General features: G+C 72.0%; 27 protein-coding genes and 1 riboswitch. Of the genes, 5 read left to right on the top strand and 22 right to left on the bottom strand.

What is annotated here, in order from left to right; all coding sequences use genetic code 11:
- Positions 1-51 precede the first annotated feature (51 nt).
- From QWU11_RS11775 to glnA, 6 genes are all read right to left on the bottom strand, one after another.
- Positions 52-822 carry a phosphatase PAP2 family protein gene (locus QWU11_RS11775; protein ID WP_290105206.1) on the bottom strand — a complete coding sequence of 257 codons (771 nt, stop codon included), beginning with the start codon at positions 820-822 and terminating at the stop codon, positions 52-54.
- A 479-nt stretch (positions 823-1,301) separates the two neighbouring features.
- Complete coding sequence (locus QWU11_RS11770; RefSeq protein WP_290105205.1) at positions 1,302-1,757, bottom strand: hypothetical protein; 456 nt, start codon at positions 1,755-1,757, stop codon at positions 1,302-1,304.
- A gap of 346 nt (positions 1,758-2,103) precedes the next feature.
- Complete coding sequence (locus QWU11_RS11765) at positions 2,104-2,502, bottom strand: OsmC family protein (protein WP_290105204.1); 399 nt, start codon at positions 2,500-2,502, stop codon at positions 2,104-2,106.
- Positions 2,503-2,543: 41 nt separating this feature from the next.
- The gene (locus QWU11_RS11760) at positions 2,544-3,029 is read right to left on the bottom strand and encodes an HAD domain-containing protein (RefSeq protein ID WP_290105203.1); all 486 of its coding nucleotides are present in this window, start codon (positions 3,027-3,029) and stop codon (positions 2,544-2,546) included.
- A 192-nt stretch (positions 3,030-3,221) separates the two neighbouring features.
- Positions 3,222-3,416, bottom strand: coding sequence for a hypothetical protein (locus QWU11_RS11755; protein ID WP_290105202.1), 195 nt, complete (start codon positions 3,414-3,416; stop codon positions 3,222-3,224).
- A gap of 147 nt (positions 3,417-3,563) precedes the next feature.
- The gene (gene glnA / locus QWU11_RS11750) at positions 3,564-4,988 is read right to left on the bottom strand and encodes a type I glutamate--ammonia ligase (protein ID WP_290105201.1); all 1,425 of its coding nucleotides are present in this window, start codon (positions 4,986-4,988) and stop codon (positions 3,564-3,566) included.
- A gap of 136 nt (positions 4,989-5,124) precedes the next feature.
- Here glnA and QWU11_RS11745 point away from each other — a divergent pair, with 136 nt between their 5' ends.
- Entirely contained in the window at positions 5,125-5,595 is a 471-nt protein-coding gene (locus tag QWU11_RS11745) for an RDD family protein (RefSeq protein WP_290105200.1), read from the top strand.
- Here the strand turns inward: QWU11_RS11745 and QWU11_RS11740 are convergent.
- Positions 5,592-6,287 (bottom strand): DUF4191 domain-containing protein, encoded by a 696-nt coding sequence (locus QWU11_RS11740; protein ID WP_290105199.1) that lies wholly within the window; start codon positions 6,285-6,287, stop codon positions 5,592-5,594. The genes QWU11_RS11745 and QWU11_RS11740 overlap by 4 nt on opposite strands.
- Positions 6,288-6,441: 154 nt before the next feature.
- Here QWU11_RS11740 and QWU11_RS11735 point away from each other — a divergent pair, with 154 nt between their 5' ends.
- Entirely contained in the window at positions 6,442-7,752 is a 1,311-nt protein-coding gene (locus QWU11_RS11735; RefSeq protein ID WP_290105198.1) for a C39 family peptidase, read from the top strand.
- Positions 7,753-7,810: 58 nt separating this feature from the next.
- Here QWU11_RS11735 and QWU11_RS11730 read toward each other — a convergent pair whose 3' ends face one another.
- Positions 7,811-8,218: a PaaI family thioesterase gene (locus QWU11_RS11730; protein WP_290105197.1), complete on the bottom strand. Its 408-nt coding sequence runs from the start codon at positions 8,216-8,218 to the stop codon at positions 7,811-7,813.
- Between the two features lie 321 nt (positions 8,219-8,539).
- On the opposite strand from QWU11_RS11730, the gene QWU11_RS11725 reads away from it, so the two are divergent.
- Complete coding sequence (locus QWU11_RS11725) at positions 8,540-9,031, top strand: DUF1877 family protein (RefSeq protein WP_290105196.1); 492 nt, start codon at positions 8,540-8,542, stop codon at positions 9,029-9,031.
- Here QWU11_RS11725 and lipB read toward each other — a convergent pair.
- The 12 genes from lipB to QWU11_RS11665 all read right to left on the bottom strand — a co-directional run bounded on the left by lipB (position 9,013) and on the right by QWU11_RS11665 (position 23,235).
- Positions 9,013-9,705 (bottom strand): lipoyl(octanoyl) transferase LipB, encoded by a 693-nt coding sequence (gene lipB, locus QWU11_RS11720; protein ID WP_290105631.1) that lies wholly within the window; start codon positions 9,703-9,705, stop codon positions 9,013-9,015. The genes QWU11_RS11725 and lipB overlap by 19 nt on opposite strands.
- Positions 9,706-9,785: 80 nt before the next feature.
- The gene (locus tag QWU11_RS11715; RefSeq protein ID WP_290105195.1) at positions 9,786-10,523 is read right to left on the bottom strand and encodes a peptidase E; all 738 of its coding nucleotides are present in this window, start codon (positions 10,521-10,523) and stop codon (positions 9,786-9,788) included.
- 117 nt (positions 10,524-10,640) lie between these two features.
- Positions 10,641-11,528 carry a TIGR01777 family oxidoreductase gene (locus tag QWU11_RS11710; protein ID WP_290105194.1) on the bottom strand — a complete coding sequence of 296 codons (888 nt, stop codon included), beginning with the start codon at positions 11,526-11,528 and terminating at the stop codon, positions 10,641-10,643.
- A gap of 50 nt (positions 11,529-11,578) precedes the next feature.
- A complete protein-coding gene (sucB, locus tag QWU11_RS11705; protein WP_290105193.1) occupies positions 11,579-13,027 on the bottom strand; it encodes a 2-oxoglutarate dehydrogenase, E2 component, dihydrolipoamide succinyltransferase in 1,449 nt (482 codons plus the stop codon).
- A 38-nt stretch (positions 13,028-13,065) separates the two neighbouring features.
- Positions 13,066-14,439 carry a dihydrolipoyl dehydrogenase gene (gene lpdA / locus QWU11_RS11700; protein ID WP_290105192.1) on the bottom strand — a complete coding sequence of 458 codons (1,374 nt, stop codon included), beginning with the start codon at positions 14,437-14,439 and terminating at the stop codon, positions 13,066-13,068.
- 192 nt (positions 14,440-14,631) lie between these two features.
- Entirely contained in the window at positions 14,632-16,125 is a 1,494-nt protein-coding gene (locus QWU11_RS11695) for a leucyl aminopeptidase (RefSeq protein WP_290105191.1), read from the bottom strand.
- 893 nt (positions 16,126-17,018) lie between these two features.
- A complete protein-coding gene (locus QWU11_RS11690) occupies positions 17,019-17,804 on the bottom strand; it encodes an adenosylcobinamide-GDP ribazoletransferase (RefSeq protein ID WP_290105190.1) in 786 nt (261 codons plus the stop codon).
- Positions 17,805-17,910: 106 nt separating this feature from the next.
- The gene (locus QWU11_RS11685) at positions 17,911-18,891 is read right to left on the bottom strand and encodes a bifunctional adenosylcobinamide kinase/adenosylcobinamide-phosphate guanylyltransferase (protein WP_290105189.1); all 981 of its coding nucleotides are present in this window, start codon (positions 18,889-18,891) and stop codon (positions 17,911-17,913) included.
- Positions 18,888-19,667 (bottom strand): ECF transporter S component, encoded by a 780-nt coding sequence (locus QWU11_RS11680; protein ID WP_290105188.1) that lies wholly within the window; start codon positions 19,665-19,667, stop codon positions 18,888-18,890. Before QWU11_RS11680 ends, QWU11_RS11685 begins: the two co-directional genes overlap by 4 nt.
- A gap of 283 nt (positions 19,668-19,950) precedes the next feature.
- Complete coding sequence (locus QWU11_RS11675; protein WP_290105187.1) at positions 19,951-21,561, bottom strand: ABC transporter ATP-binding protein; 1,611 nt, start codon at positions 21,559-21,561, stop codon at positions 19,951-19,953.
- Positions 21,558-22,598 (bottom strand): energy-coupling factor transporter transmembrane component T, encoded by a 1,041-nt coding sequence (locus QWU11_RS11670; RefSeq protein WP_290105186.1) that lies wholly within the window; start codon positions 22,596-22,598, stop codon positions 21,558-21,560. The genes QWU11_RS11675 and QWU11_RS11670 overlap by 4 nt, the downstream gene beginning before the upstream one ends.
- A gap of 4 nt (positions 22,599-22,602) precedes the next feature.
- Positions 22,603-23,235: an SCO2322 family protein gene (locus tag QWU11_RS11665; RefSeq protein WP_290105185.1), complete on the bottom strand. Its 633-nt coding sequence runs from the start codon at positions 23,233-23,235 to the stop codon at positions 22,603-22,605.
- A gap of 112 nt (positions 23,236-23,347) precedes the next feature.
- Positions 23,348-23,430: riboswitch (cobalamin riboswitch) on the bottom strand.
- A gap of 85 nt (positions 23,431-23,515) precedes the next feature.
- Between QWU11_RS11665 and QWU11_RS11660 the strand changes: the two genes are divergently transcribed.
- Both QWU11_RS11660 and QWU11_RS11655 read left to right on the top strand, forming a co-directional pair.
- On the top strand, positions 23,516-24,406 hold the full coding sequence (locus tag QWU11_RS11660; protein ID WP_290105184.1) for a thioredoxin domain-containing protein: 891 nt from the start codon (positions 23,516-23,518) through the stop codon (positions 24,404-24,406).
- A gap of 16 nt (positions 24,407-24,422) precedes the next feature.
- Positions 24,423-24,635, top strand: a complete 213-nt coding sequence (locus QWU11_RS11655) for a hypothetical protein (protein ID WP_290105183.1) — start codon at positions 24,423-24,425, stop codon at positions 24,633-24,635.
- Positions 24,636-24,677: 42 nt separating this feature from the next.
- Here the strand turns inward: QWU11_RS11655 and QWU11_RS11650 are convergent, their stop codons facing one another.
- Together QWU11_RS11650 and QWU11_RS11645 are read right to left on the bottom strand one after the other, a co-directional pair.
- Positions 24,678-25,679, bottom strand: a complete 1,002-nt coding sequence (locus QWU11_RS11650; protein ID WP_290105182.1) for an aldo/keto reductase family protein — start codon at positions 25,677-25,679, stop codon at positions 24,678-24,680.
- 21 nt (positions 25,680-25,700) lie between these two features.
- Positions 25,701-26,288: a DUF3043 domain-containing protein gene (locus tag QWU11_RS11645; RefSeq protein ID WP_290105181.1), complete on the bottom strand. Its 588-nt coding sequence runs from the start codon at positions 26,286-26,288 to the stop codon at positions 25,701-25,703.
- Between the last annotated feature and the right edge of the window lie 99 nt (positions 26,289-26,387).

Raw genomic sequence — 26,387 nt, 5'->3', positions numbered from 1 at the left:
TCGCCCGTGGCGACTGGCGCAACGGCCGAACTCGACATGATCTCCATGGTGTCAGATCGAACGGCTCATGCTCTCGACAATAGTTGTCTTGTTTGTCACTTCGTGATCCTTCGCTGTCCGTGGCCGGTTTTCCCGCAGATGGATGATAAGGCCTACGAACAGGGCGAACGTCATCACCAGGACACCTGCCACGGCGTCGAGCAGGTAGTGATTGGCCGTCGAGAAGATCACCGTGATGGTGACGATCGGGTAAAGGAACGCGAGTGCCTTGATCAATGGCCGCCGTACGCTCACGATCAATGCCACCGCGCACCAGAGAGCCCATCCCGCGTGCATCGAGGGCATCGCGGCGAATTGGTTGGTGAGGGAGCCCGCCTGGGGCGAGGAGTAGAGCCCGAAGCTGTGGAACGCCGTCACCGGGTCGACGAAGCCGGAGCCGCCGAGGAAGCGCGGCGGCGCGAGCGGGTAGACCCAGAAGCCGATCAGCGCGACCCCGGTGGCCAGCAGGAGCGACGTGCGCAGCCAGCGGTAGAGCTCCGGCCGGGCGCGGTAGAGCCACACGAGCACCATCAGCGTGACCGCGAAGTGCGCGGTCGCGTAGTAGATGTTGGCGGCCTTGGCGAGCAGCGGAGCGTGCAGGAGCGCGTGGTTGAGTTTGAGCTCGATGTTGGGTCCGAGCGCGTGCTCCAGCCGCATGACCTGCCCGGCGTGGGTGTACGCGGCCGCGTCGTTGTGGGGGATCAGCAGGCGGACGAGGGTGTACGCGCCGTAGAAGACGGCGATCAGGGCGATCTCCCGCCAGAGCCGCGGCGACCACGCCACCGCGCGGGACGTGTGGCGCGGCGCCGGCGGAATCGGGCGACATGGAGGGGCGAGCTGGACCATGAGTTAAATCCTGGAGGAAACCTGCACGTTTGTGATCACCTCCAGGAATGGTCTGTGACTCGGCCCAATTGAGTACGGGCCCTAGTCCTCAGGGTGGATACGGACGCCCGTACCGACCGGGCGGCGTACACACGACGCCGGCCCCGGCCCGCCCGCGGGGGAGCCGCCACCGGGACGAGGCCGCAGTTCAACGGCGCTTTCCGTACGGGGCCGGTACGGGGGCGCACGGAAGTCACCGGTGTGACGGGACGGCTCACCCGAATGGACGAGGCGGTCAGGCGCCGGCGACCGCCCCGACCCGGTCGGGGAAGACGGTCGATCACGCCGTCGCCGATCTTCGGTGCGGCTTCCGGGCGTCGCGAAGGGCATCGGTGAGGGCCTCGACGCGCTCTTGGGAGCGCGCTCGGTCGATGCGGTCAGCGGTCCATGGCGGCGGCCCACAGCTCCGTCGCGTCCAGCCAGGCTTCCGGCCCCGCCGGCGGAGGCCGGGTCGGCGACGCCCGCGCGGGATCGCCGCGGGCACGGTCGCCAGGGCCCGTACGCGCGGGCGCGGACCCTCCAAGCGCACTCTCGCGGTCGCCGGCCGTCCCGAGCCGCCAGAAGGCGCTCACGGCCGCTGCCGGCTCGGGCGCCTGCGTGCGGTGCAGCCGGCCGCCGTAGGACGAGACGCCCGCAGGGCGCCGGTCTGTACCTGCGTCGTCGCCGGCGCGCTCGGTGAGGGCGGCGGACCAGGCCGAACGGCGGTGACCGATGTGGTCCAGCCGGTCGCCATGGGACCAGGGCATGCCGTAGGAGCCCTCGATGGGGCCCGGCGGCGCAGCGAGGACCGGTCGCGTACGGCCAACTCCCGGCATCCGGCCCTTCCCGGTCACCTGGGCGAGCGTGAGGGCGGCTTAGCGGGCGCCTGTTCTGTCGGCGCAGTCCAGGACGACTGCCCCCGGTCGCCGTCACGTCCCGCCGCGAGCACGTGGCCCTCGGCGAGCCTGGGTGTGGCCGGCGACGCCGAGCCGTTCCAGCACCGGCGCGATGCCGGCGATTCCCACCGTCACGTCCGTGCCGGGGTCGGCCCCGGACTTGCGGAGATCGGCCGCCCCCGCCGCACGCAGCGCCTACCGCGCCGTACGCAGGGCGGGGCCGTCGGTGTCCGGAGGCCGGCCGTGGAAGGGATCGCGAGGCCGTCGGGGCGTTCGTCCAGGTGGTGCGGGACCGGCCAGATCGTCAGGGGAGTACCTGCTCGGTCGGGGTGACCTCGCGCAGCGCCCGTCCGACCGTGCAGTGGTTCTCGTGCACCCGGTGGGCGACGTCGGCGAAGACCTTCGCGGCGGCGTCGTCTCCCGGGGGCAGCTCCACGTCGTAGGTGACCGTGATCTTGCCCAGCCGCGTCGGCGCGACCTTCTCGGCCTCGACGGTGGCGGCGAGCCGGACCAGCCGGTGGCCGCGGTCGGCGGTCAGCGGCTCGACCGTCACGATCTCGCAGCCGCCCAGGGCGGCGAGCAGCAGCTCCACCGGGCTGAAGACGCCGTCCTTGTCGGAACCGCCGATGACGACCTCGGCGCCACGGCCGTTGCGGGCGACGAAGCCCCCGTCGTCGGTACGCTCGACCTGGACCGAAGTCATGATCACTCCTATGTGTCGCTGACTTCGTCGTAACGAGCGCGTCAGTGGAGTTGTTCCAGCCAGCCGCGCGCCTGCTGCACGTGCACGTCGGTCAGCCCCTCCGCGGGGTCCACCGCCACGATGAGGTGCGGCCCCAGCGGAGGCCCGCCCGCGAGCGCGTCGGGTACGTCGGGTTCGTCCTCCAGCCAGACGAAGGGCCGCTCGCCGATCCACTCCGCGACGTGCCGGGCCTTCCAGCCGCCGTAGGAGAACTCCGGGTCGCGCGGCGGGATCGGGATCGACCGCAGCGGCGGCAGCCCGACCCGCGGCCCGATCCAGTCGTTGGCCGAATCGGTCCAGTAACTCGCCCAGACCAGCTCCGCGCCGGTCTCCTCGGCCAGCCCGGTCAGCAGGGGTCCATGGCGGGGGTTGAGGAGCAGGCGGTAGGTGATGCCGTTGGGCGTCGCGCGATACCGCTGATAGCCGGGAGAGCGTTGAAGAGGGTTGAGAACACCGTCCACGTCGAGCAGCACCAGCGGCGTGTCCATGGTCAGGACGCTATGTCAGCACGGTCCGTCCGCCTAGAGCCGATGAGTGATCGTCCATAACCGGCCGAAACCGCCCCAGGTCAGGATGGCCCGGAGAAACGTACCGCCCCACCGGTCGAGCACCGCGCGGGGTGTCCGGCGTCCGGCCACGGGCATGGCCGGCGGCCACCATGAGCCCGCCGAGGGCGGGCATCAGGCCGGCTGCCCGAGGACGGCGAGGAGCACACCCGGACGTGCACGTGGGCGAGCATCCGGCCGCCGTACGTCGGCGCGGGCACGGTGATCGACCTGGAAGACATGCTGCGCGGTGACGTACACGGCGATGTCATCGAGCTGCCCTGCCTGTGCCGACAGATCTCCAGACGGGCCATCGTCGGCGAACCTCACGATCTTGCATGTACGGCACGGCGCCGGCCGCGCGAGCGTGGCGGCCGAGACCATCGCAGGTCAGGAGGGCTCGGAGAAAACGTGCCGGCCCGGTCCGCCAGAACGGCGGACCGGGCCGGAGAAACCCCACGGGCGGACCCGTCGAGGTCAGCAGTCGTAGTACATCTCGAACTCGTGCGGGTGCGGGCGGAGGCGGATCGGGTCCAGCTCGTTCTCGCGCTTGTAGCTGATCCACGTCTCGATGAGGTCGGACGTGAACACGCCGCCCTCGAGGAGGTAGTCGTGGTCGGCCTCGAGCGAGTTGAGGACCGCGTCCAGGGAACCCGGCACCTGCGGGACGCTGCGGGCCTCCTCCGGCGGCAGCTCGTACAGGTCCTTGTCCACCGGCTCGACCGGCTCGATCTTGTTCTTGATGCCGTCGAGGCCGGCCATCAGCATCGCCGGGAAGGCGAGGTACGGGTTGGCCGACGGGTCCGGCACGCGGAACTCCAGGCGCTTGGCCTTGGGGTTCGAACCGGTGATCGGGATGCGGACGCAGGCCGAGCGGTTGCGCTGGGAGTAGACCAGGTTGACCGGTGCCTCGTAGCCCGGGACCAGGCGGTGGTAGGAGTTCACCGTCGGGTTCGTGAAGGCCAGCAGCGACGACGCGTGCTTGAGCAGGCCGCCGATGTAGTAGCGCGCCATGTCCGACAGACCGGCGTAGCCGACCTCGTCGTAGAAGAGCGGCGAGCCGTCCTTCCACAGCGACTGGTGGCAGTGCATGCCGGAGCCGTTGTCACCGAAGATCGGCTTGGGCATGAATGTGACGGTCTTGCCGGCCTGCCGCGCGACGCTCTTCACGATGTACTTGTAGAGCATCAGCTTGTCGGCCATCTTGAGCATCGAGTCGAACTTGATGTCGATCTCGGCCTGCCCGGCGGTGCCCACCTCGTGGTGCTGCATCTCGGTCTCGACGCCCGCCGCGATGAGCTGGCGGACCATCTCCGAGCGCAGGTCGGTGAAGTGGTCCATCGGCGGCACCGGGAAGTAGCCGCCCTTGTACCGCTGCTTGTATCCCAGGTTGCCGCCGTCCTCGGCGCGGCCGGTGTTCCACGCGCCCTCGACGGAGTCGATGTGGAAGTACGACTCGTGCTGGCTCGTCTCGAACCGCACGTCGTCGAAGATGTAGAACTCCGCCTCGGGACCGAAGAACGCCGTGTCCGCGATCCCGGTGCCGCGGAGGTACTCCTCGGCCTTGCGGGAGATGTTGCGCGGGTCACGCGTGTACGCCTCGCCGGTCAGCGGGTCGTGCACGAAGAACGTGAGGTTCAAGGTCTTGTGCTGGCGGAACGGATCGATCACAGCCGTCGTCGGGTCCGGCAGCAACAGCATGTCCGATTCGTGGATTTCCTGAAAACCACGGATGGAGGACCCGTCGAACATCAGGCCATCGGTGAAAACGTTGTCACCGAAATTCTCCACAGGGAACGTGAAGTGCTGCGTCGTGCCCGGCAGGTCGGTGAACCTGACATCGACGAACTGCACCCCTTCGTCCTTGATGTATTTCAGGACCTCGCCGGCGCTGCTGAACATCCAACCTCCTTGGGGTGCTTTTATGGCGTCTAGAACGCTACGAGCCAGCGGTTTCGAGGCCATGTCCCATGTGTTTCGCATGTGTTACATGCCCCCCTGGGGCGGATGATCACCCCTGGTGGATAACTTTGAGGCCATGAGCGAACCTCGCCGTACGGCCGGATCCTGGCTCTCGGGCGCCCGCGCGGCGGGCGCCGACCTCGGATACCCGGGGGAGCGGATCGGCCTGCCGGAGGAAGGGCCCGGCGCCGTGGCCGGTTACGGCCGCCGGCTCGTCGCGCTGGTCGTCGACTGGCTGCTCGCCATGCTGATCTCCGGGGCGCTCACGGCCGCCTTCCACTGGAGCCCCATGACGCGCAGCTTCACCACGCTCGCCGTCTTCGGCGTCCTGGCGTGGCTGTTGACCGCGATCTTCGGGACGACCCTCGGCAAACGCCTTGCCGGGCTGCGCGTGACCGGGCTGGACGGCGGACGGCGCGTCGGGGCCATGTGGGCCTTCGAACGCGCCGTGCTGCTCGTGCTCTTGGTGCCCGCGGTGCTGTGGGACCGCGACCACCGCGGCCTGCACGACCGCGCCGCCGGCACGGTCGTCGTCACGTCCCGCTAGCGCGTACGCGGCCGGGGGCCCTTCGGCAGGCGGGCGCCCTTGGGCATCGGGCCCTTGGGCATCTGCATCGCCTGCGGCAGGGCGTTGAGGCGGTCGATCAGCTGGCTGACCTGGTCCTTCTTGAGGTTCCGTGGCAGCTTGGTGAGGTGGCGCTGCAGCTTGCCGATCGGCACCTGGCCCTCGTCGTTGCCGACCTGGATGTCATAGATCGGCACCTCGGAGGCCGCGCGGGAGATGCGCTTCTTCTCCGCGCCGATGAGCTTGCCGACCCGCGAGCCGGGGCCCTCGGCGAGCAGGATCACGCCCGGCTGGCCGACGACGCGGTGCACGACGTCCATGTTGCGGTTCGCCTGCACGGCCGGGGTCACGACCCAGCGCCCGCGCATGTTCTCCACGATCGAGGCGGCGGCTCCCGGGCGTCCCTCCAGCATGGAGTACTGCGTCCGCTGCGCGAGCTGGCCGAACACGATCATGCCGACGGCGACCGCCGCGAGCACGCCGAGCGGGATCAGCAGGAGCGCCTGGCCCAGGAGCAGACCGAGGACCACGAACACCACGAGAGTCCCGATCGCCGACGCGAACACCATCGGCAACGCCTTGCGGTTTGCCTGGTGGACCAGCGAGGCGACCATGCGGATCTGCTTGAGGCGGCCGGGGCTTTCGTCCTGTCCGTCCTGGGACTTCTTTGCCATGGACCGAAGGATACGAGGCTTCGGCCGCGCATGCGAAAGCGGAGCCCGCCTACGTAAACAAATTTCCATGCAACACGTTGCCTCGTAAAGCGTTGACACCTGCGTCCGCTCGTCTTAGCGTCCCGGGCAGATCGTCGCCATCCTTGGAGTAGCCATGCTGTGGTCGGGTGCCCGTGCTTCGGCGCGGAGGGTCTCTCTTCTCGTACTGGTCGGTCTCGCGACCACCACCGTGGCCGCGGCGCCGCAGGCGGGGGCGTCCGACGCTCCCGTGCGGTCGCGCGTGGCCTACCACCAGTGGACGTCGGCCCGCGACTTCGCGAAGGGCTCGTCGGAGGGCGTGCGGCTTTCCGGCTCCGGCGCCATCACGATCGCCCGTACGGTCGGCTCGGCGTCCTACACCGATCCGTACGGCGCCGGCACCAAGACCTGGGACTACGCCCGCTGGACGTCGCCGAAGGTCACGGTCGGCTTCGGCGCGAGCCAGCTCGTCGCCTCCTGGACCGCCAGCACCCCGCACGGGAGCTGGCTCCAGGTCGAGATGCGCGGCCGTACGGGCGCGGGCGCGGACACCAAGTGGTACGTCATGGGCCGCTGGGCCTCCGACGACCCGGGCGAGGGCGGCGACATCAACCGTACGACCGTGCCCGGCCAGGCCGATGACAACGGCAACGTCGACATCGACACGTTCATCGCCAAGAACACGCTGACCTCCTACCAGCTCCGCGTGACGCTGTACCGCACGCCCGGCGGGCACGCCCAGCCGGTGCTGCGGTCGGTCGGCGCGATGGCCTCGCTCGTCGCGCAGCGCACCACGGTGCCGGTCAGCCCGCTCGGCGGCGCCGAGGGCATCGAGCTGAAGGTCCCGGCGTACTCCCAGAACATCCACAAGGGCCAGTACCCCGAGTACGACGGCGGCGGCGAGGCGTGGTGCAGCCCCACGTCGACCTCGATGGTCGTGGGCTACTGGAAGCGCGGGCCGTCCAAGAAGGACATGGCCTGGGTCGACCCGTCGTACGCGGATCCGCAGGTGGACTTCGCCGCGCGCCACGCCTACGACTACAACTACGAGGGGACCGGCAACTGGCCGTTCAACCCCGCGTACGCCGGGAGGTACGGGCTCAACGGCTTCGTGACCCGGCTGCGGTCGGTCAACGAGCTGGAGCAGTTCATCAAGGCCGGCATCCCGGTGGTGACCTCGCAGTCGTTCAAGGCCGAGGAGCTGCCCGGCTCGAACTACAGCACCAACGGGCACCTGTTCGTGGTCGTCGGGTTCACCAAGGCGGGCGACCCGATCATCAACGACCCGGCGTCGTCCTCGGACGCGGTGGTCCGCAACGTCTACCCGCGCGCCAACTTCGAGAACGTCTGGCTGCGCAGCTCCTCCAGCGGCGGCATCGCGTACATCATGTACCCCCCGGGTCACCGCCTCCCCAAGAACGTCCGGGGCATGGAGAAGAACTGGTGAGCTGAGCGAGAGCGCGGACGCCCCGGCCCGGTCGGCCGGGGCGTCGGCGTCTCCGGGGTCAGCCCAGGAGTGCGTAGACGGTGGTCGCGTGGGCGGCCAGGGCCCCGTTCGCGGTCATGGCGATGTCGGCGAAGGCCAGGGTGCGCCCGAGCTTGGTGAGGCGGGCCGAGACGAGCACGTCGGCGTCCACGACGGGCCGCTGGAACGTGCTCGACTGCTGCACCGTCGTCATCGGGACGAACTCCCCGCGCGCCGCGGACACCGCGATCACGGTGGCGGTGTCGGCGGCGGCCATCAGCGCCTGGCCCGACATGGCACCGCCCTCGCGGGCGAGCCGCGGCGACCACGGCAGGCGCAGCACGGCGGTCAGGTCGCCGGTCTCCTCCACGACCAGGCCGAGGTCCTGCACCCAGGGCGCGAAGTTCTCCTTCAGAATGGCGTTGCCGTCGGCGGCGCTCAGCGTCATGCGCCCATCATCCCCGGGGAGACGCGAGCGTGTCAGGACCGGGAGGGCACGGCCCCGGACGGCGCGTTCACGTCATGAGGGGAAAGGGCGGGGCGTTCAGTTTGCGCAAGCGCCGGACATGGGGGAGTGTCTCCCGAGATACTGAGGCGGCAGCCGTGAGGCGCCCGCTCCCCGGTGCGCCGGGTGATGCGCGGCGCCGACGCAAGGTTGAGATCGGACTTTTCTCGCGTTCTCACCATACGTAGCTGTCGATCTCTCTAAGGTAACTGGGATGTCGCGTGCACATCTGCGCATAACGGGAGGTCGGGCTTGCGAGTTGCCATGACGTACCTCAGGCTTCCGGAAGCCGAGGGCGGAGGCGATCCGGGCGCCGTCGCCAGGTCGGTATTCGCGAACAGGGGCTGGCGGGACCAGTACGCCGTGCTCCCCATCGCCGGCACGTGGCAGGGCCTCCACTACCTGATCACGGGTGACCCGTGGGAGGGCCCGCACCCCGCCGCCGACGTCGTCTGCGGCGGCCGGCTGCTGACCGAGAACGGCGCGGAAGAACTCGGCATGGACGTCATCTACCTGGCGCCCCAGCGGGTGAAGCCGGCCGCGGACCACCTGGCGGCCACCGACTTCAGGCAGATCGCCGGACGCTATGACCCGAGGCGGATGGCCGAGCTCGGCGTCCAGGGCGCCGACGAATGGGCCCGCAAGCCCGTCGAGGCCGTACGCGACCGCGATCTGCGCGCCGCGTACGTCAACCTCGTGGGCTTCTTCAAGGCCGCCGCGAACGAGGGCCAGGCGATCTACAAGGCGATGGGCTGACCCTCCGCCAGACCCAGCATCGGGCCGAGCGTGCGGTGTGTGGTCTCCGCGGCGCCGAGCACCTCGGCCAGCCGCTGTTCGGACAGCGCGAGGGCCTCGGCCACCGGAACCTGGCGGCCCAGCTCCGCCGACAGTGACGTCACCCCCGCGTCGCGGATTCCGCACGGCACGATCCGGTCGAACCACGACAGGTCGCAGTCGCAGTTGATCTCGAATCCGTGCATCGTCACTCCACGCGACACGCGGATGCCGATCGCCCCGACCTTGCGGTCGGGCACGCCGGGCACCCAGACGCCGCTGCGGCCCTCGACGCGCTTGGTCTCCAGGCCGAGGTCGGCGCAGGCGAGGATGAGCGCCTCCTCGATCGTACGGACGTAGGCGACGACGTCGACCGGGTCCTTGAGCTTGATGATCGGGTAGCCGACGAGCTGGCCGGGGCCGTGCCAGGTGATCTTTCCGCCGCGGTCGACGTCGATCACCGGCGCGCCGGGGTCGCCGATCGGCCGGTCCAGCGGCTCGGTGCGCTTTCCGGCGGTGTAGACCGGCGGGTGCTCCAGCAGCAGGCAGACGTCGGGGATCTCGTCCGCGACCCGGCGCTCGTGCAGCCGGCGCTGCAGATCCCAGGCCTTCTCGTACGGCACCGCGTGCTCGCCGAAGCCGGCATGGACGAACACGAGCTCGCCGTCCGGCGCGGGGCCCCGGCCCGGGGCCTGCTCTATCGTTGTCTCGCTCACGAACACGAGCGTACGACCCTTCAGAGCGACGCGAGCAGCCGAGGCTCGATGCGGGTCTCCTTGACCCCGCCCGCGCCGTCCGGCGCGACATCGTAGGCGCCGCGCCCGTCGACATAGCTCACGGCCTGCACGAACTCGATGCCGACGTAGTGCAGGCCCACGGCCTCGTCGGCGGCGTAACCGGCCGGCAGCGTGCCGTCGGCGACGAGCCTGTGCAGCAGCGGCCGGCGCTGCGGGTCGCTGTCGTAGTGGACGCCGCAGGAGTAGGGGAGCAGCTCGAGCCCGTTGGTGAGCGGGCGGAGCCGCGGCCCGAAGGAGTCGGTGTTGCCGCCGGCGTGCCAGCACAGCGCGCCCGCGCTCTGCCCGCACAGGACGACCCCGGCCCGCCACGCCTCGGCGAACGCGTCGTCGAGGCCGTGCAGGCGCCACAGCGCCAGCAGGTTGGCGACGCTGCCCCCGGAGACGTAGATCAGGTCCTGGGCGAGCAGGTGGGCCGCCGGGTCCTCGTGGTTGGGCATCGGGAACAGCGCCAGGTGGCTGACCTCGGCGTCGAGCTGGGAGAACGCGGAGTAGTAGCGCGCGATCGCCTCGAAGCCGTCGCCGAGCGCGGTGGTGACGAAGCACACACGGGGACGGTCGTGGCCCGTGAGGTCCAGGGCGTAGCGCAGAAGCGGGCTCGGCGTCAGGCCGTAGCGGTCGGTCGGGATGAAGCTGCCGCCGCCGATCGCCAGAATGTGCGGTTTTCCGTCGGTGCTCACTGGTCGCTGCCGCCCTTCGAGGAACGTCCCCCTGTGGTGTCCCGCCTCAGTCACCGTACGCGGAGGAGCGGACGCGCGCAGGAGAGTGGAAGGTTCCTTGCCGGTTCGTGAGATCGTTCAGGCCAGGACGTCGGCGAGCGCGGTGTCGATGTCGGGGTGGCGGAAGGTGAATCCGGCCTTCGTGAGGCGGTCCGGCAGCACCCGCTGGCTCACCAGTGCGCCCTCGTCGGCGAACTCCCCCAGCGCCAGCCGCAGCACCGGGGCGGGCACGATGAACGGCGCCGGCCGGTGCAGGGCACGCCCCACGGCGGCGGTGAAGCCGGAGTTGGTCACGGGTTCGGGCGCGGTGAGGTTGACCGGGCCCGAGAGCCCGTCGTGAAGCAGGAAGCGCAGCGCGGCCACCTGGTCGGCGACCGTGATCCAGCTCATCCACTGCCGCCCGCCGCCGAGCCGGCCGCCGAGGCCCAGCCGGAACAGCGGCAGCACCTTGCCGAGAAGCCCGCCCTCGCGCGACAGCACGAGACCCGTACGCGGATGCACGACGCGGATCCCGGCGTCCACAGCGGGCTGTGCGGCCGCCTCCCAGTCGCGGCACAGCCCGGGGAGGAACCCCTCGCCCTCCGGGGCCGACTCGTCCACCGTGACGTCGCCGGTGTCGCCGTAGTAGCCGACCGCCGAGCCGGAGACGAACACCGCCGGCCGGCGGTCGAGCCCGGCCAGGGCGCGCGCGAGGGTGCGGGTGCCCTCGACGCGGCTGTCGCGTACCTGCCGCTTGTAGGTCTCGGTCCAGCGATGGTCGCCGATGCCCGCGCCCGCGAGGTGGACGACCGCGTCCACGCCCTCCAGGGCGGCGGAGTCGACCTCACCGAAGGGATCCCAGCGGATCTCGTCCTCGGCGGCGGCGGGACGGCGCACGAGCCGGATGACAGTAAGGCCCTCGTCGCGCAGTGCGCGGACGAGGGCCTTCCCGATGAGACCGGTGGAACCGGTGATGGCGATCTGCACGACCGCCACCCTAGTTAGCCGGAGGCCACGGGAGTACTGCCGTGACGGGCCTAGATTCCCAGCTCGGACTCGAAATTGCCTTCTTCGAGGCGGTTCTTGACCGTGGTGAGGAACCGCGCGGCGTCCGCTCCGTCCACCAGGCGGTGGTCGTAGGTCAGCGCGAGGTAGACGATCGAGCGTACGGCGATGACCTCGCCGAGCTGCGGGTCGTCGATCACCGCGGGTCGCTTGACGACCGTGCCGGTGCCGAGCATGCCGACCTGGGGCTGGTTCAGGATCGGCGTGTCGAACAGCGCGCCGCGGCTGCCGGTGTTGGTCAGCGTGAACGTGCCGCCCGTCACCTCGTCCGGGCTCACCTTGTTGGTACGGGTGCGCTCGGCGAGGTCGGCGATCCGCTGTGCCAGGCCGCCCAGGTTGAGCTGACCGGCGTTGTGGATCACCGGCACCATGAGGCCCTTGTCGGCGTCCACCGCGAAGCCGAGGTTCTCGACGTCGTGGTAGGTGACCTCGTTGGTCTCGGAGTTGATGACGGCGTTCAGCTTCGGGTGGATCTTCAGGGCCTCGATCGCGGCCAGGGCGAAGAACGGCAGGAAGCTGAGCTTCGCGCCCTCCCGCGCCTGGAAGTCGGCCTTGGCCTGGTCGCGCAGTCGCGCGATCTTGGTCACGTCGGCCTCGACGACCGTGGTGAGCTGCGCCGACACCTTGAGCGACTCGACCATGTGGCGGGCGATCGACTGACGCGTCCGCGACATCTTCTCGGTCGTGCCGCGCAGGCGCGCGGCGGCCGCGGGGGCCTGCGAGGGCGCCGGAGGCGTGGAGCGCTGAGCGGGCGCCTGCGCCGCCGGGGCCTGGCCCTGGGACGGTGCGGGGGCCGCCGGCTGCGGCGGCGGTGCCTGCTTGGCCCGCGCGGCCTCTAGGACGTCCTGCTTGCGGATGCGGCCACCGACGCCGGTGCCCTTGATGGAGCCGAGGTCGACGTCGTGCTCGCTCGCCAGCTTGCGGACGAGCGGCGTGACGTACGGGCTGTCGCCCGAGGGCGCGGCCTGGGCGGTGGCGGGCTCGGGCTTGGGCTGCTCCTGCTCCTGCTTCGGGGCCGGCTCCGGGCTCGACGGCGCGGGCGGCGGCCAGGACGGCGCCTGCTGCTGGCGCGGCTCCGGCTCGGGCTCAGGTTCGGGCTCCGGTTCCGGTTCGGGTTCCGGCTCGGCCTGGGCCTGCTCCGGCTCGGCCTTGGCCTCGGACCCGCCGCCCGAAGAGGCCTCGCCCTCCTCGCCGATGACCGCGAGCTCGGCGCCGACCTCGACGGTCTCGTCCTCGGCGACGGTGATGCTGCTCAGGACCCCCGCGGCGGGCGAGGGGATCTCGGTGTCGACCTTGTCGGTCGACACCTCGAGGAGCGGCTCGTCGGCCTCGACGTGCTCACCCTCTTTCTTGAGCCAGCGGGTGACAGTGCCCTCGGTCACGCTCTCGCCGAGCTGGGGCATGGTTACGGAGACCGACATGGTTCTCAGCGACTCCTCTGGTGCTTTTTCGGGCGTTATCAGCCGTGGACGTGCAGGGGCTTGCCGGCGAGGGCGAGGTGAGCCTCGCCGACCGCCTCGGACTGGGTGGGATGCGGGTGGATGAGCTGGGCGACCTCGGAGGGCAGGGCCTCCCAGTTGTAGATCAACTGGCCCTCGGTGATCAGCTCGCCCACGCGGCTGCCGACCATGTGGATCCCCAGGACCGGGCCGTCCTTGCGCGCGATCACCTTGACCTCGCCCTGGGTGCCCAGGATCTTGCTGCGCGGGTTGCCCGCCAGGTCATAGGTGAACGAGGTGGTCTCGATCCCGCGCTCCGCGGCCGTCGCGGTGGTGACGCCCACCGACGCGACCTCGGGCTCGGAGTAGGTGATGCGCGGCACACCGTCGTAGTCGATCGGCGCCGGGTCGAGCCCGCCGAGCCGCTCGGCGACGAGGATGCCCTCGGCGAAGCCGACGTGCGCGAGCTGCAGGGTCGGGATCAGGTCGCCGACCGCGGAGATCGACTCCACGCTGGTGCGGCAGTAGTCGTCGACCTTGACGAAACCGCGCTCGGTCTCGACGCCGACGTCCTCCAGGCCGAGGTCGCCGGAGACCGGGCCGCGGCCGACGGCGACGAGCATGATCTCGGCGTCGAGGGTCTTGCCGCCCTCGAGCGTGACGATGACGCCCGAGTCGGTGTGCTTGACGCTCTCGTAGCGCGCGCCGAGCTCGAACTTGATGCCGCGCTTGCGGAACGCCCGCTCCAGCCGCTTGGAGCTGGACTCCTCCTCCAGCGGGAGCAGGTGCGGTAGCGCCTCGACGATGGTCACCTCGGCGCCGAAGGAGCGCCAGACGCTCGCGAACTCCACGCCGATCACGCCGCCGCCGAGGACGACGACGGACTGCGGGATCCGGTCGAGGGTCAGCGCGTGGTCGCTGGAGATGACCCGCTCGCCGTCGATGTCGAGGCCGGGCAGGGACTTGGGCACCGAGCCGGTGGCCAGCACGATGTGGCCGGCCTCGTACGTCGTGTCGCCGACCTGGACCGTCTTGGGGCCGGTCACGCGGCCCGCGCCCTCCACGATCGTGATGCCCTTGGACTTGATCAGCCCGGTCAGGCCCTTCACCGTGGTGCTGACGACCTTGTCCTTGTAGGCGTGCACGCCCGGCAGGTCGATGCCCTCGAACCGCGCCTTGATGCCGAACGTGGCGGCCTCGCGCGTCTGGTCGGCGACCTCCGCGGCGTGCAGCAGCGCCTTCGTCGGGATGCAGCCGCGGTTGAGGCACGTGCCGCCCAGCTTGTCCTTCTCGACCAGCAGGACGCTCTTGCCCAGCTCCACCGCGCGCAGCGCGCACGCGTAGCCGCCGCTGCCGCCACCTAGGACGACGATGTCATAGGTGCTATTCGACACGAGACGCTCCTTCGATGCTCACTCGGGCGCCGCAGGACGGCGCGATTGTTCCCGGGAGGCATCCTTCCACCTGTGGCCACCCCTCGGTGACAGTGCCTCCCGTTCACGCCACCGTGCCGGCCACCACGACCGTACCGGCCGGTCGCCGGCGAACGCCTCCCGTTACGGTCCTTCCAACGCGCGAGGCACCGGTTAAAGTCCGTCGGCGGCGACGTCCTCGACGATCTGCACGAGCGTGCGGACCGCGGCGCCGGTGCCGCCCTTGGGGGTGTAGCCGTACGGCTCGCCCTTGTGGAACGCCGGGCCGGCGATGTCGAGGTGCGCCCAGCGCACGCCCTCCGGCACGAACTCCTTCAGGAAGACGCCGGCGGTCAGCATGCCGCCCCAGCGCTCGCCGCTGATGTTGGCGATGTCGGCGACGGCCGAGTCGAGGCCCTTGCGGAGCTCCTCGGGCAGCGGCATCGGCCAGGCGGCCTCACCGGCCCGGCCCGCGGCGGCGACCACCCGGTCGCGCACGGCGTCGTCGTTGGCCATGACGCCGGCCGTGCGGGTGCCGAGGGCCACGAGCTGGGCGCCGGTGAGAGTGGCCACGTCGATGATCAGGTCGGGGTCGTCCTCGCCGGCGCGCACGATGGCGTCGGCCATGACGAGACGGCCCTCGGCGTCGGTGTTGAGCACCTCGACGGTCTTGCCGCCGTACATGTTGATCACGTCGGAGGGGCGCTGCGCGGTGCCGCTCGGCATGTTCTCGGCGATGGCGAGGTAGCCGACCACCTTGGCCTTCGGCGCGAGCGCGGCGATGGCCTTCATCGCGCCGAGCACGGCGGCGGCGCCGCCCATGTCGGACTTCATCCAGTCCATGGAGTCGGCGGGCTTGAGCGACAGGCCGCCGGAGTCGAAGGTGATGCCCTTGCCGACGAACGCGACGGTGTGGCTCGCCTCGGGGTGGTCGTAGGCGAGGCGTACGAGCCGGGGCGGGTTGACCGAGCCCTGGCCCACGCCGGCGATGCCGCCGTAGCCGCCCTCGACCAGCGCCTTCTCGTCGAGGACCTCGATCGACAGACCGGCGTCCGCGCCGACCTGCTCGGCGGTCTCGGCGAGGATCTCCGGGCTCAGGTCGGAGGGCGGGGTGTTGACGAGATCGCGGACCAGCGTGACGGACTCGGCGAGAACCTCGGCCCGGCGCAGCGCGGCGTCGGCCCCCTCCACCCCCTCGCTGAGGACCGTCACCTCGGCGACCGGCTGCTTGTGACCGTTGCCGGTGCGGTAGTTGAGGTAGGCGTAGTTGCCCAGGAGTGCGCCCGCGGTGACCGCGGTGACCTCCTCCACCGTCGTGGCGGGCAGCGCGACCGCGGCCGAACCCGAGCCGGCGAGCACGCGCAGCGCGGCTCCCGCGGCGCGGCGCAGGGTCTCACCGTCGAAGGACTCACGTGACGCGCCAAGCCCGACGGCCACGAGCACCGGCGCGGCCAGCTTGCCGAACGTCGGGATCTTCGTGACCTCCCCGGCCTCACCGGTCGCACCAAGGCCGGCCAGCACGGCGGCGAGACCGCCGTCGAACGCCCGGTCGACACTCTCGGCGCCGGGCGCGAGGCCGACGTCGGAGTCGGTGCTGACGACGCCGATCACCACCGCGTCGGCGTCAAAGGATGCGATTTCGGGGTTGCCAAGCCTGAGGTTCGTCACGTGGCCCGATGCTAGTCGCACTGCTGACTGGTTTCGTCAATTCGATCAACTCGGGTTGCTCGACTGCCTGCGACGTTGTCCCGTTCGGCTGTCCGCGACCGGCCACGGAAAGCGGTGTTCCATAAGGTCTGCCGCATAGCGGTCATACTCCGCGGTATGGGGCGTCGTGCGCGCGAGGGACCGCCCGGTTGACGCGACGGCCCTGCTAGGACGTGGGTCGCGGCTCGGCGGGAGGCTTCGCGGGTACGTGCCGGGTCGTGCCGCGGCTCACCTCGCCCGCCGGTCGCCGGCCCCCGTGCGGGGTTCCGGGCCTGGCCGGACGTGGTCCCGCTCCCCGGGTCCGCCGCCGTGGCCGTCTTACGGTCCGGCCTATTACGCTGCCCGGCTCGTCCGGGAGGGCCGGGCTCCCGCACAACGCGATCGCCGCATTCGCTGGAGCGGGAAGTACGTCTTTCGTCCAGGTCATCGGCCGATTGGCGTGAATTTGGCGACGTGAGAGGGCGGCGGCCTCGCTTCGCCGCCCGAATGAGGTGATACCGGGCCGAAGGCGTCGGCGCCGCCACGGCACGGGGTTCTCCGCCGTGGCCGGAACGGCCACGCGGGCCGCAAGAACCCTTTGAGAACAGTGGGAACGTGGCCCTCAGACCCCGGCGCCCGGCGCGCGGGCCTCGCTCCTTCCGGCCGATTTCTCCGGGCTCCGAAAGGCCACGATCCGCGGCTCGGAAACGGCGCGCCGTTCCCGGCTCAAGTTCGCGATGCGGGCAGCGGCCCGCGAATTCAGGCGCAATCGGGAAAGGGCGTGTCCGTGCGTAGGCGACCCGCGTCCGATGAGCCCGATCGGACGCCCGCGCCGCGGCGACCACATCCGGCCGCGTACCGGGCCGTGGCGGTGCTCACCGCAGGGCCATCACCAGCAGCGCCGCGGTCACGCTCGTCTCGACCAGTGCGCCGAGGACGTCGCCGGTGACGCCGCCCAGCCGGCGTACGGCGTGCCGCAGCAGGGCGGTGGAGGCGGCCAGGCCGGCCAGGACGGCGGTGGCCCCGAGGATCGCGTGGTAGACGCCGCCTCCGGGTCCGGTCAGCGCCGCGACCGCGGCCACGGCCGCCGTGACGGCCGTGGCCGCCACCGCGTCGCGACGCCGCACGGTGCCCGCCACCAGCGCGCCGAGCCCCTCGGGCCGCGCGGCCCGTACGCGGGATCGGCAGGCCCACGTGACCGCCAGCCGTCCGGTCATGGCCGCCACGACGACCCCCGCGACCGGAGCCTCGGCGATCGCGGCGACCTGGATGGCGAGGGTCAGCACGAGCGTGATCACTCCGAACGGCCCGATGTCGGACTTCTTCATGATCGCCAATGCCTCGGTGGCGGGCCGGCCGCTGCCGAGGCCGTCGGCGAGGTCGGCCAGGCCGTCCAGGTGCAGGCCGCGGGTCAGCAGCGCCATCGCCCCGACGGCCAGGGCCGCGGCCAGTCCCGACCCGAAGCCCAGCCGGCCGGACACGACGAGCACGGCCGCGGCCACGGCGCCGACGAGCAGCCCGGCGACGGGCGCGAGCGTCATCGCCCAGCGCGCGGTGCCGCGGTCCACCGGCCCGGATCGCACCGGGACGATGGTGAGGAGGGACACGGCGAGGCGGAGCCCGGCACGAACGGCGGGATCGGTGCGTTCAGCGGTGCTCATGGCCTCTCCGGTACGCGGCGGGGATCCGGGACCGGCCCGGTGCGGTCACCGTCGGCCTCGGTGCGCGGCGGTGCGGTTTCACGGCGGGGCCACGTTCCGAGGTGTCTCACGGGAGCTCCAGTACGCGGCCGGCCACCACGAGGGCGGTCTCCTCCGACTCGGCGGCCAGGCGCTGGTTGAGGCGGCCGAGCAGGTCGCGGAAGGCCCGGCCCACGGGCGTCTCCGGGACGATCGACAGGCCGACCTCGTCGCTGACCGCGACGACGTGTGCCTCGGTGGAGCGCCAGGCCCTCACGAGCTCGTCCACGCGCGGCTCGACCGCGCGGGGGTACTCCCAGGCGCCCAGGGCGTCGAACATCGCCGTCAGCCACGTTCCCATGCCGTCGATCAGCAGCGTGCCGGACGCCGTGCGCAGCAGGCCCGCGACGTCGATCGTCTCCGCCGTCTCCCACCATCGGGGGCGGCGCACACGGTGTTCGCGGATCCGGGCGCGCCAGTCCGGGTCCTCGGCGTGCATCACGCCCGTCGCCACGTACGTCACCTCCGGGCAGGTGAGCACCCGCCGTTCGGCCTCCTCGGACTTGCCCGACCGCGCCCCGCCCAGGACCAGCGTCCGCCACGGGGCGGTGAACGGGCGCCGCCACCGTTCGAGGCGGCGTTCGAGCTCGGCGGGGGAGGAGACGCGGTGGTCGACCTGGACGGCCTCGATGCGCGTCGCCGGGGTCACCGCGCCGACGTGCCGCAGCCAGCCGAGGTGCGCCGGGTCGCCGACCAGGTCGAGCAGCACGGCGTCGTACGGGCCGGGGGAGGAGGGCCGGGGCCGGCCGCCGGGCCGCGAGGCGAACAGCACCCGGTGCCCCCGCGGCGTACGGACGTCGTACCCGCCGTCCACCTCCTCGCGCCGGCACCGGTCCAGCGGGACCCCGTCGAGCAGGACGCGCGTGGGTTCGAGGCGGCGGCGGGCGGCGCGCATCCGCGTACAGGAGGAGCAGCGGCAGCCGACCTCCGGCCATCCGGCCGGGCCGGCCGTGCCGAGCAGCTGAAGCTCCAGGGCGTCCCTGGCCGGCCCCCCTTCGGCGCGGATCACGGGCGCCGGAAATCTACAGGGGCCTCGAAGGCGGCGCGGCGCGCGGCGCGGCGCAACGCCAGGAGTACGGGGCGGCCGGTGACCGCCACGAGGACTGCCGTGGTGACCGCCCGGGGCACGTTGAAACCCAGCGACGTGGTCAGGTCGAACGCCACGAAGCGGCCGAGATTGGTGGTCACCGGTGCACCTGGTTCATAAGCGATCGAAGTCGATACTCCCGTCGCGAACGGCCACAGCGCCAGATCCTGCAACGAACCGTAGAAGAATGCAGCCACCGCGCCATACGCGGCGAGCAGCGCGATCTCCGCCCGGCCGCCGAGGCGCGGCAGGCATCCGGCGAAGAACCCGACCCACGCCGCGCCGAGCAGCTGGAACGGCAGCCAGGGGCCGACGCCCGCCGTCAGCAGCGCGCTGGCGAACATCGTCACCGACCCGAGCAGGTACCCGAAGCCGCGGCCGAGCACGCGCCCGCCGAGCACCAGCACGAAGAACATCGGCTCGAACCCGGCCACGCCCGTGCCGAGGGGTCGCAGCGCCGCGCCGATCGCGCCGAGCACGCCCAGCAGGGCGATCGCCTTGGCGTCGACGCCGCCCTCGGAGATCTCCGCGAGCGCCACGAGCAGCAGCAGCGGCAGCATCAGCACGAACAGCCACGACGCGGGCCCGGACTGGGTGAGCCCGGCCCCCGGCGCGACGAAGAGAGGCCAGCCGAAGGCCACCAGTCCGGCCAGGGACACCAGCGCGACCGCGATCGCCGAACGCGGCCGCAACCGCACCGCACTCACGGTGGCCCGCCCAGGCCGGCGCCCCCCACCACGAACGATCACGTCGCGAACCCGCGTCGGGCGCGGCCGATGGCCGGCGCGACACCGAGGCGCCGGCCGAACGCGCCCGACCCAGCCGGGAGCGCCGGCGCGACGGCGGAACGCGCTGCCGTCACGGTGGATCCGCGAGTGAGATCGATCCGGATCCGGCTGACGTCGCCGCGCGGGCTGAGGAGGAGAGAACGGCCGGCCGCTGCGAGCGCGGCGGCCATCGCCGAACGTGCTCGTGCCGGGGTCATGCCGGATCTCCGAGGACGGTGGTGGCCTGTGCCACGGTCAGCAGTGGCAGCGGGGCGAAGATCTTGCTGACCTGCGGCGCGAACGCGGGTGAGGAGACCAGGACCTCCTCGACGGGGCCGTCCGCGACGAGTTCGCCCTCGGCGATCACCACCGCGCGGGTCGCCACCTCGGCGGCCATCTCCACGTCGTGCGTGGCCAGTACGATCGCGTGGCCGTCTTCCGCGAGATCCTCCAGGATCTCCACCAGCCGCGCCTTGGCCGCGTAGTCCAGGCCGCGGGTCGGCTCGTCGAGCAGCACGAGCGGAGGCCGGCCGGTCAGGATGACCGCCAGCGCGAGGCTCAGCCGCTGTCCCTCCGACAGGTCGCGCGGGTGGACCGCGTCGCCGACGCCGGGGGCGAGCCGCTCGAACAGCGCGCGGCACGTTCCCTCCGGTGTGGTCATGTCCCGGTCGGCGGCCCGGCACTCGGCCGCGACCGTCTCGGCGTACAGCAGGTCGCCCGGGTCCTGGGGCACCAGTCCCGCGTGCCGCACCATCGCACGGGCCCGCAGCTCGTGCGGCACCGCGCCGAGGACCTCCGCGCGCCCCGCGGAAGGGCGCACCAGGCCCACCAGCGCGGACAGCAGGGAGGACTTGCCCGCGCCGTTACGGCCCATCAGTGCCACGACCTCGCCGCGCGCCACCGCGAGGTCGACGCCCCGCAGCGCCGCCACCGGCCCGTACCGCACCTCCAGGCCGCGTACCGAGGCCACGGGCGACGACGCCGGCGTACGGGGAGAAGGCACAGGCACCTCGCCGAGACGGGCGCGCAGGGGCGCGGCGGCGCGGCGCGCGTCGCGGACCGACAGCGGCAGCGGTGACCAGCCCGCGGCCCGCCCGAGCCGGACGACCGGCGGAGCCACCGGCGACGTCGCCATGATCGTTCCGGCCGGGCCGTACGCGACCGGGCGGCCGCCGCCGGGCAGGAGGACCACGCTGTCGGCCAGGTGGACCACGCGTTCGAGGCGGTGCTCGGCCAGGACGACGGTGAGGCCCAGGTCGTGGACGAGCCGCTGGAGGATGGCGAGCACGTCCTCGGCGCCGACCGGGTCGAGCGCGGACGTCGGCTCGTCCAGCACGAGCGCCCGCGGGTGCGCGGCCAGCACCGAGCCGATCGCGACGCGCTGCGCCTGCCCGCCGGAGAGAGTGGCCAGCGGCCGGTCGCGAACGCCCTCCAGGCCCAGCAGGTCCAGGGTCTCCTCGACGCGCCGCCGCATCACCGCGGGCGCCAGGCCGAGCGACTCCATCCCGTACGCGAGCTCCTCCTCGACCACGTCGGTGACGAACCCGGCACGCGGGTCCTGGCCGACGTACCCGACGACGTCGGCGAGCTCGCGCGGCGGATGGTCGCGGGTGTCACGGCCGGCCACGGTGACCCGCCCGGACAGGATTCCGCCGGTGAAGTGGGGGACCAGCCCGTTCACGGCGCGCAAGAGGGTCGACTTGCCCGTGCCGGTGCGGCCCACGACGAGGCACAGCTCGCCCTCGTCGATCTCCAGGTCCACGCCGGCGAGCACCGGCGCGGCCTTTTCGGCGTAGCGGAAGCCCACCTGCTCGAACCGGATCACGCCGCCTCCCGGCGTACGGGCGGCGCGGACACCAGCGCCGCCGCGAGCGCCAGCACCAGCGCGGCGGCCGGGACCGGCGGAGGGCCCGGCGAGCCGCCGCCGTGCCCGGCGAGCGTCGCCACGGCGACGGCCGCGCCGCACGCGGACACGGCCCACTCGGGCCAGCGCCACGGGTCGGGGCGGTACCGCGTCCGCGGCGAACGACGGCCGCCCAGCCACAGGCCCGCCGACGCGGCCGCCAGGCCCAGGACCAGCGGCGGCGCGCCGAGCGCGGCCGGCGAGTCCGCGCCGAGCAGCCCGTACAGCCCGGCGCACACGGCCAGCAGGCCGGCGAGCGTCAGCGCCGCCGTGGCACGCCGCCGCGCGGCCGGAACCGCCGCCTTCCGGCCGTAGCCGCGCGAGTCCATCGCCGCCGCCAGTTCGACCGACCGCTCCAGCGCGCCCTCGATGACCGGCATGACGAGCCCGCGCACCGCGCGCAGCCCCCGGTCCGGGCGGCCGCGCAGCCGGTGCGCCGCGCGTACGCGGCGGACGTGCGTCACCGCCTGCGGCGCGAACGTCATCGCCACCACGACCGCGACCCCCATCTCGTACAGCGCGCCCGGGACCGCCTTGAGCAGGCGGCTCGGGCTGGCCAGGGCGTTCGCCGCGCCCAGGCACACGAGGACGGCGGCCAGGCGCAGCCCGTCGTAGAGGCCCGCTCTCAGGCCGTCGGCGCTGACCGGGCCGCCGACACGAGTGCCCGCCATCCACGAGGGCAGCGTCACCGACGGCAGCGTGAACAGGGCGGGACCCGGAGCCTGCGCCGCGAACACCACCCAGAACACGACGCGTACGACGATCACCACGAGCCCGAGGCGCAGGAACACGCCGTACGCGCCGGCCCACGGCTCGCGGGTGCGCCGGACCGCCACGACCAGGCCGGTGGTGGCCACGACCAGCAGCAGGAGCAGGGGATCGGCCGTACGGGTGGCGGCGGTGGCGAGCCCGAGCGCCCACAGCCACCAGGCGCCCGGGTGGAGCTGCCGTCCGCTCACCGGGTCACTGGTTGGCGCGGCGGCGTACCGCCATCATGCTGCCGCCGGCCGCGAGCACGAGGACCAGGCCGACACCGATGGTGAGCGCGGTCGACCCGGCGCTCCTCTTGTGCTTGGCGGGCGCCGCAGAGGAGGAAGGGGCGGGCGCGGCCTTGGCGCACGGGCCGAAGGCGTCGATGGCGCAGATCAGGCCGGACTTGTCCGCCTGCGGCCGGGCGACCTTGGCGAGGACGTCGGAGCCGGTGGCGTCCTTGGCCACGATCGCGCAGGCGGTCTTGGCGGCGGGCGGCGTGGCGCCCGACGGCGCCTCGGCCGGCTCGCCGTAGTCGAGGACGACCGCGACCCGCTTGCTGCCGGCCGGCGCGGGGGCGGACCCGCAGACCGCGGTGAAGTCGGGCCTGGCGTGCGGCGGCGTGCCGGTGTTCCCGCTCGCCTTGGCGAACCGCCAGCCCTCGACGGCGCCGTCCTTGGGGTGCGCGGTGGCCGGGCCGGTCTTGGCGAACGCCCAGTGCGAGCCGTCCGCCTGCCAGTAACCCCAGAACGCGGTGGTGTCGGCGGACACGGGGGCGGAGAGCGCGAGAACGAGCCCGAAGACGAGCGCCGCCACGGCGGCGACGCCGGATCGAACCTTCAGCATGGGCGCCTTTCTGAGGGTGTGGTCCCGGCGGGACGGGCGCACCATGAGCCGCACGCGCCCGGACTCCACCCGCAGACCACGACGGAAAAATCGGAGCCGCTCGCGCCTGGGCGGGCGTCCGGCTCACCGTTCGGGCGTCGTGCCCGTACGGTCCACGGTTGCGGGTCAGCGCCGGATTCGGACCGGCTTTCCCCACGTCGGCGCGTGTGCTGCTGCCGATGAGTTGACCACGGACGCCGAGACCTCGTCAAAACGGCCCGCACCGGTAATCTGGGAGACCGTGAGCCAACCCCCGAGCGGCCCGCCGCAGCAGGGCCCCGAACCACCGGACGACCTGCCCCCCGGAGCGCCGCCGCCCTACGGGAACTGGCAGCCGCCACCGTACGGACCACCCCCTCCCCGGTACGGCCCGCAGCCGTACGGCCGGCCCCCGTACGACGCTCCTCCGTACGGCCAGCCCTACTACGGCCCGCCACCGCCGCCCGCAGGCGGCCGCCGCGGGCTCATCGTCGGCCTGTCCGCCGGCCTCCTCGTGCTCGTGATCTGCATCGTGGTCACCGCCGTCCTCGTCTCCCAGGACGGCAAGCGGGGCAAGGCCGTGGCGCTGCCGGCCGGCGTCACGGCCACCGTGGCGCCCGACGGCACCGTCGCGATGGCGAAGAGTGGCGTCACCACCCCGCTCGTGGACGTCTACGAGGACTTCCAGTGCCCGGTGTGCAAGGAGTTCCACCGGGTCAACGACTCCACGCTCAAGAACCTCGCCGGCGAGGGCAAGGCCAAGGTCGTCTACCATCCGATCGTGATCTTCAGCCAGGAGCCGCTCGCGGGGAACTCCACGCGGGCGTCGGCGGCGGCGCACTGCGTCACCGACGGAGCGGAGTGGCTGTCCTTCCAGGACCAGCTCTTCCTGCACCAGCCGCCCGAGGGGTCCGCCGGCTTCAGCGCCGCCGACCTGGTCTCCTACGGCGGCGCGGCGGGTGTCGGCGCGTCCGGGTTCGCGTCCTGCGTACGGAGCCAGCGGTACGCCGCGCAGGTGCGGCAGACGAGCGGCCTGGCGATCGCGGGCGGCATCCTCGGCACGCCGACGGTGAAGGTGAACGGCACGGCGCTCCCGACGAATGAGACGCTGACCGCCGAAGGGCTGCGCAACGGGATCATCGCGGCCGGATGACGGACAGAGGAGACCAATGCCCTGGAGCTGGCGGTACGAGAAGGCCGATGGGACGGAGATCGACGCGCCCGACCTCGGCGACGAGACGTGGACCACACAGGCCGACGCCGAGTCGTGGGTGGGGGAGAACTGGCGCGGTCTCGTCGAGGCCGGGGTCGACCAGGTCCACCTGATCGAGGACGGACGCGTGGTGTACGGCCCGATGAGTCTGCACCCGCCGGAGGGCTGACCGGCCGCCGGCGTGGCCCGCGGGCCACGCCGGCGCTCGGGCTCAGGGGCGGTGCCGCGGGCTGGCCGTACGGGCCGGGTCGCGCTGGACCACCGGCGCGAGGGCGTCGTCGATGCGCTTCATGATCTCGGCGTCGAGCGTGACCCCGGCCGCGCGCACGTTGTCGCGCACCTGCTCGGGGCGGGTCGCGCCGATGATCGCGGCGGAGACGTTGGGGTTCTGCAGGACCCAGGCCACCGCGAGCTGGGCCATCGACAGGCCCGCGTCCTCGGCGATCGGGTTCAGCTCCTGGACGCGGGTGAGGATCTCCTCGGTGAGGTAGCGCTCGATGAAGCCGGCGCCGCTCTTCTCGTCGGTCGCGCGCGAACCGGGCGGCGGGGCCTGGCCCGGCTTGTACTTGCCGGTCAGCACGCCCTGGGCGATCGGGGAGAAGACGATCTGCCCGATGCCCTCCTGCTCCGACAGCGGCACGACCTCGGACTCGATGACCCGCCACAGCATGCTGTACTGCGGCTGGTTGGAGATGATCCGGTCGAGGCCCATCTCATCGGCGATCTTCAGCGCGCGGGCGATCTCCTCGGCGCGCCACTCCGACACGCCGACGTAGAGGACCTTGCCCTGGCGCACGAGGTCGTCGAACGCCTTCATGGTCTCTTCGAGCGGCGTCTCGTGGTCGAACCGGTGCGCCTGGTACAGGTCGACGTAGTCGGTCTGCAGCCGGCGCAGCGAGCCGTGGATCGACTCGAAGATGTGCTTGCGGGACAGCCCGCTGTCGTTCTTGCCGCTGCCGGTCGGCCAGTAGACCTTGGTGAAGATCTCCAGCGACTCGCGGCGCTCGCCCTTGAGCGCGCGGCCGAGAACCTCCTCCGCGCGGGTACGGGCGTAGACGTCGGCGGTGTCGAACGTCGTGATTCCCTCGTCGAGGGCAGCCCGCACGCATGCCGCGGCGGCCTCCTCCTCGACCTGCGAACCATGGGTGATCCAGTTGCCGTAGGCGAGCTCACTGATCTTGAGGCCGCTGCGGCCGAGATGACGAAACTCCATGCGCCCGAGCCTAAGCCCGGGTCAGACCTCGGCCTTCTGGCCCGGCTTCAGCCGCGCCTGGGGCATGCGGAGCCGCCGGATCTGCATCGAGCGGGTGGCGGCGTAGATGCCGACGCCCTGCGTGCTCTCGTCCGGGAACCGCTCGTGGGACATCTTCTTGACCCGGTTCGCGATCCACACCGACTCGCCGATGATCACGACCAGCATCACCGGCAGGCCGAATGTCTGCAGGTAGACGCGTACGGCGAGTGGCGCGACCATCGAGGCCACGACGATGAGGATGGTGAGGTACATGAAGAACTCGCCGAACGTCCGCCGGGAGTCGACGAAGTCGCGGGCGAGCTGACGCACCGGTCCTTTGTCGCGTTTGAGCATGTGGCGCTGGTCGCCACGCGCGACGCCCTCACGCGACTTTTTGCGGTCGGTGGCCTGTCGCTCGCGCGCCTGGCGATAGGCCTCCTTACGCGTGCGCGGCGCCGTTATCGGCTGCCGGTTGCGTTTTTCGGCCTCGCGGCGTTTGGGCGTGGGCCGGCCCTTGCCCTCGGCCTTGGGAGGCTCGACGGGCTGCGGCGGCTCTTCGGTTGCGGTATCGGTACGGCGTCGGAACACGCAGATCAGCCTACCGGCGTCAGGACGCGAACATAATGACTGTCTTGAGCGTTAACGCGTAGGGTGGTGGCTAACCCCAGCAGCGTTTGCAGAGGCACC

Origin of the sequence: Actinomadura sp. DC4 (assembly GCF_030406325.1) — a bacterium.
Lineage (GTDB): Bacteria > Actinomycetota > Actinomycetes > Streptosporangiales > Streptosporangiaceae > Actinoallomurus.
This window is presented reverse-complemented; position numbering and strand designations above follow the sequence as displayed.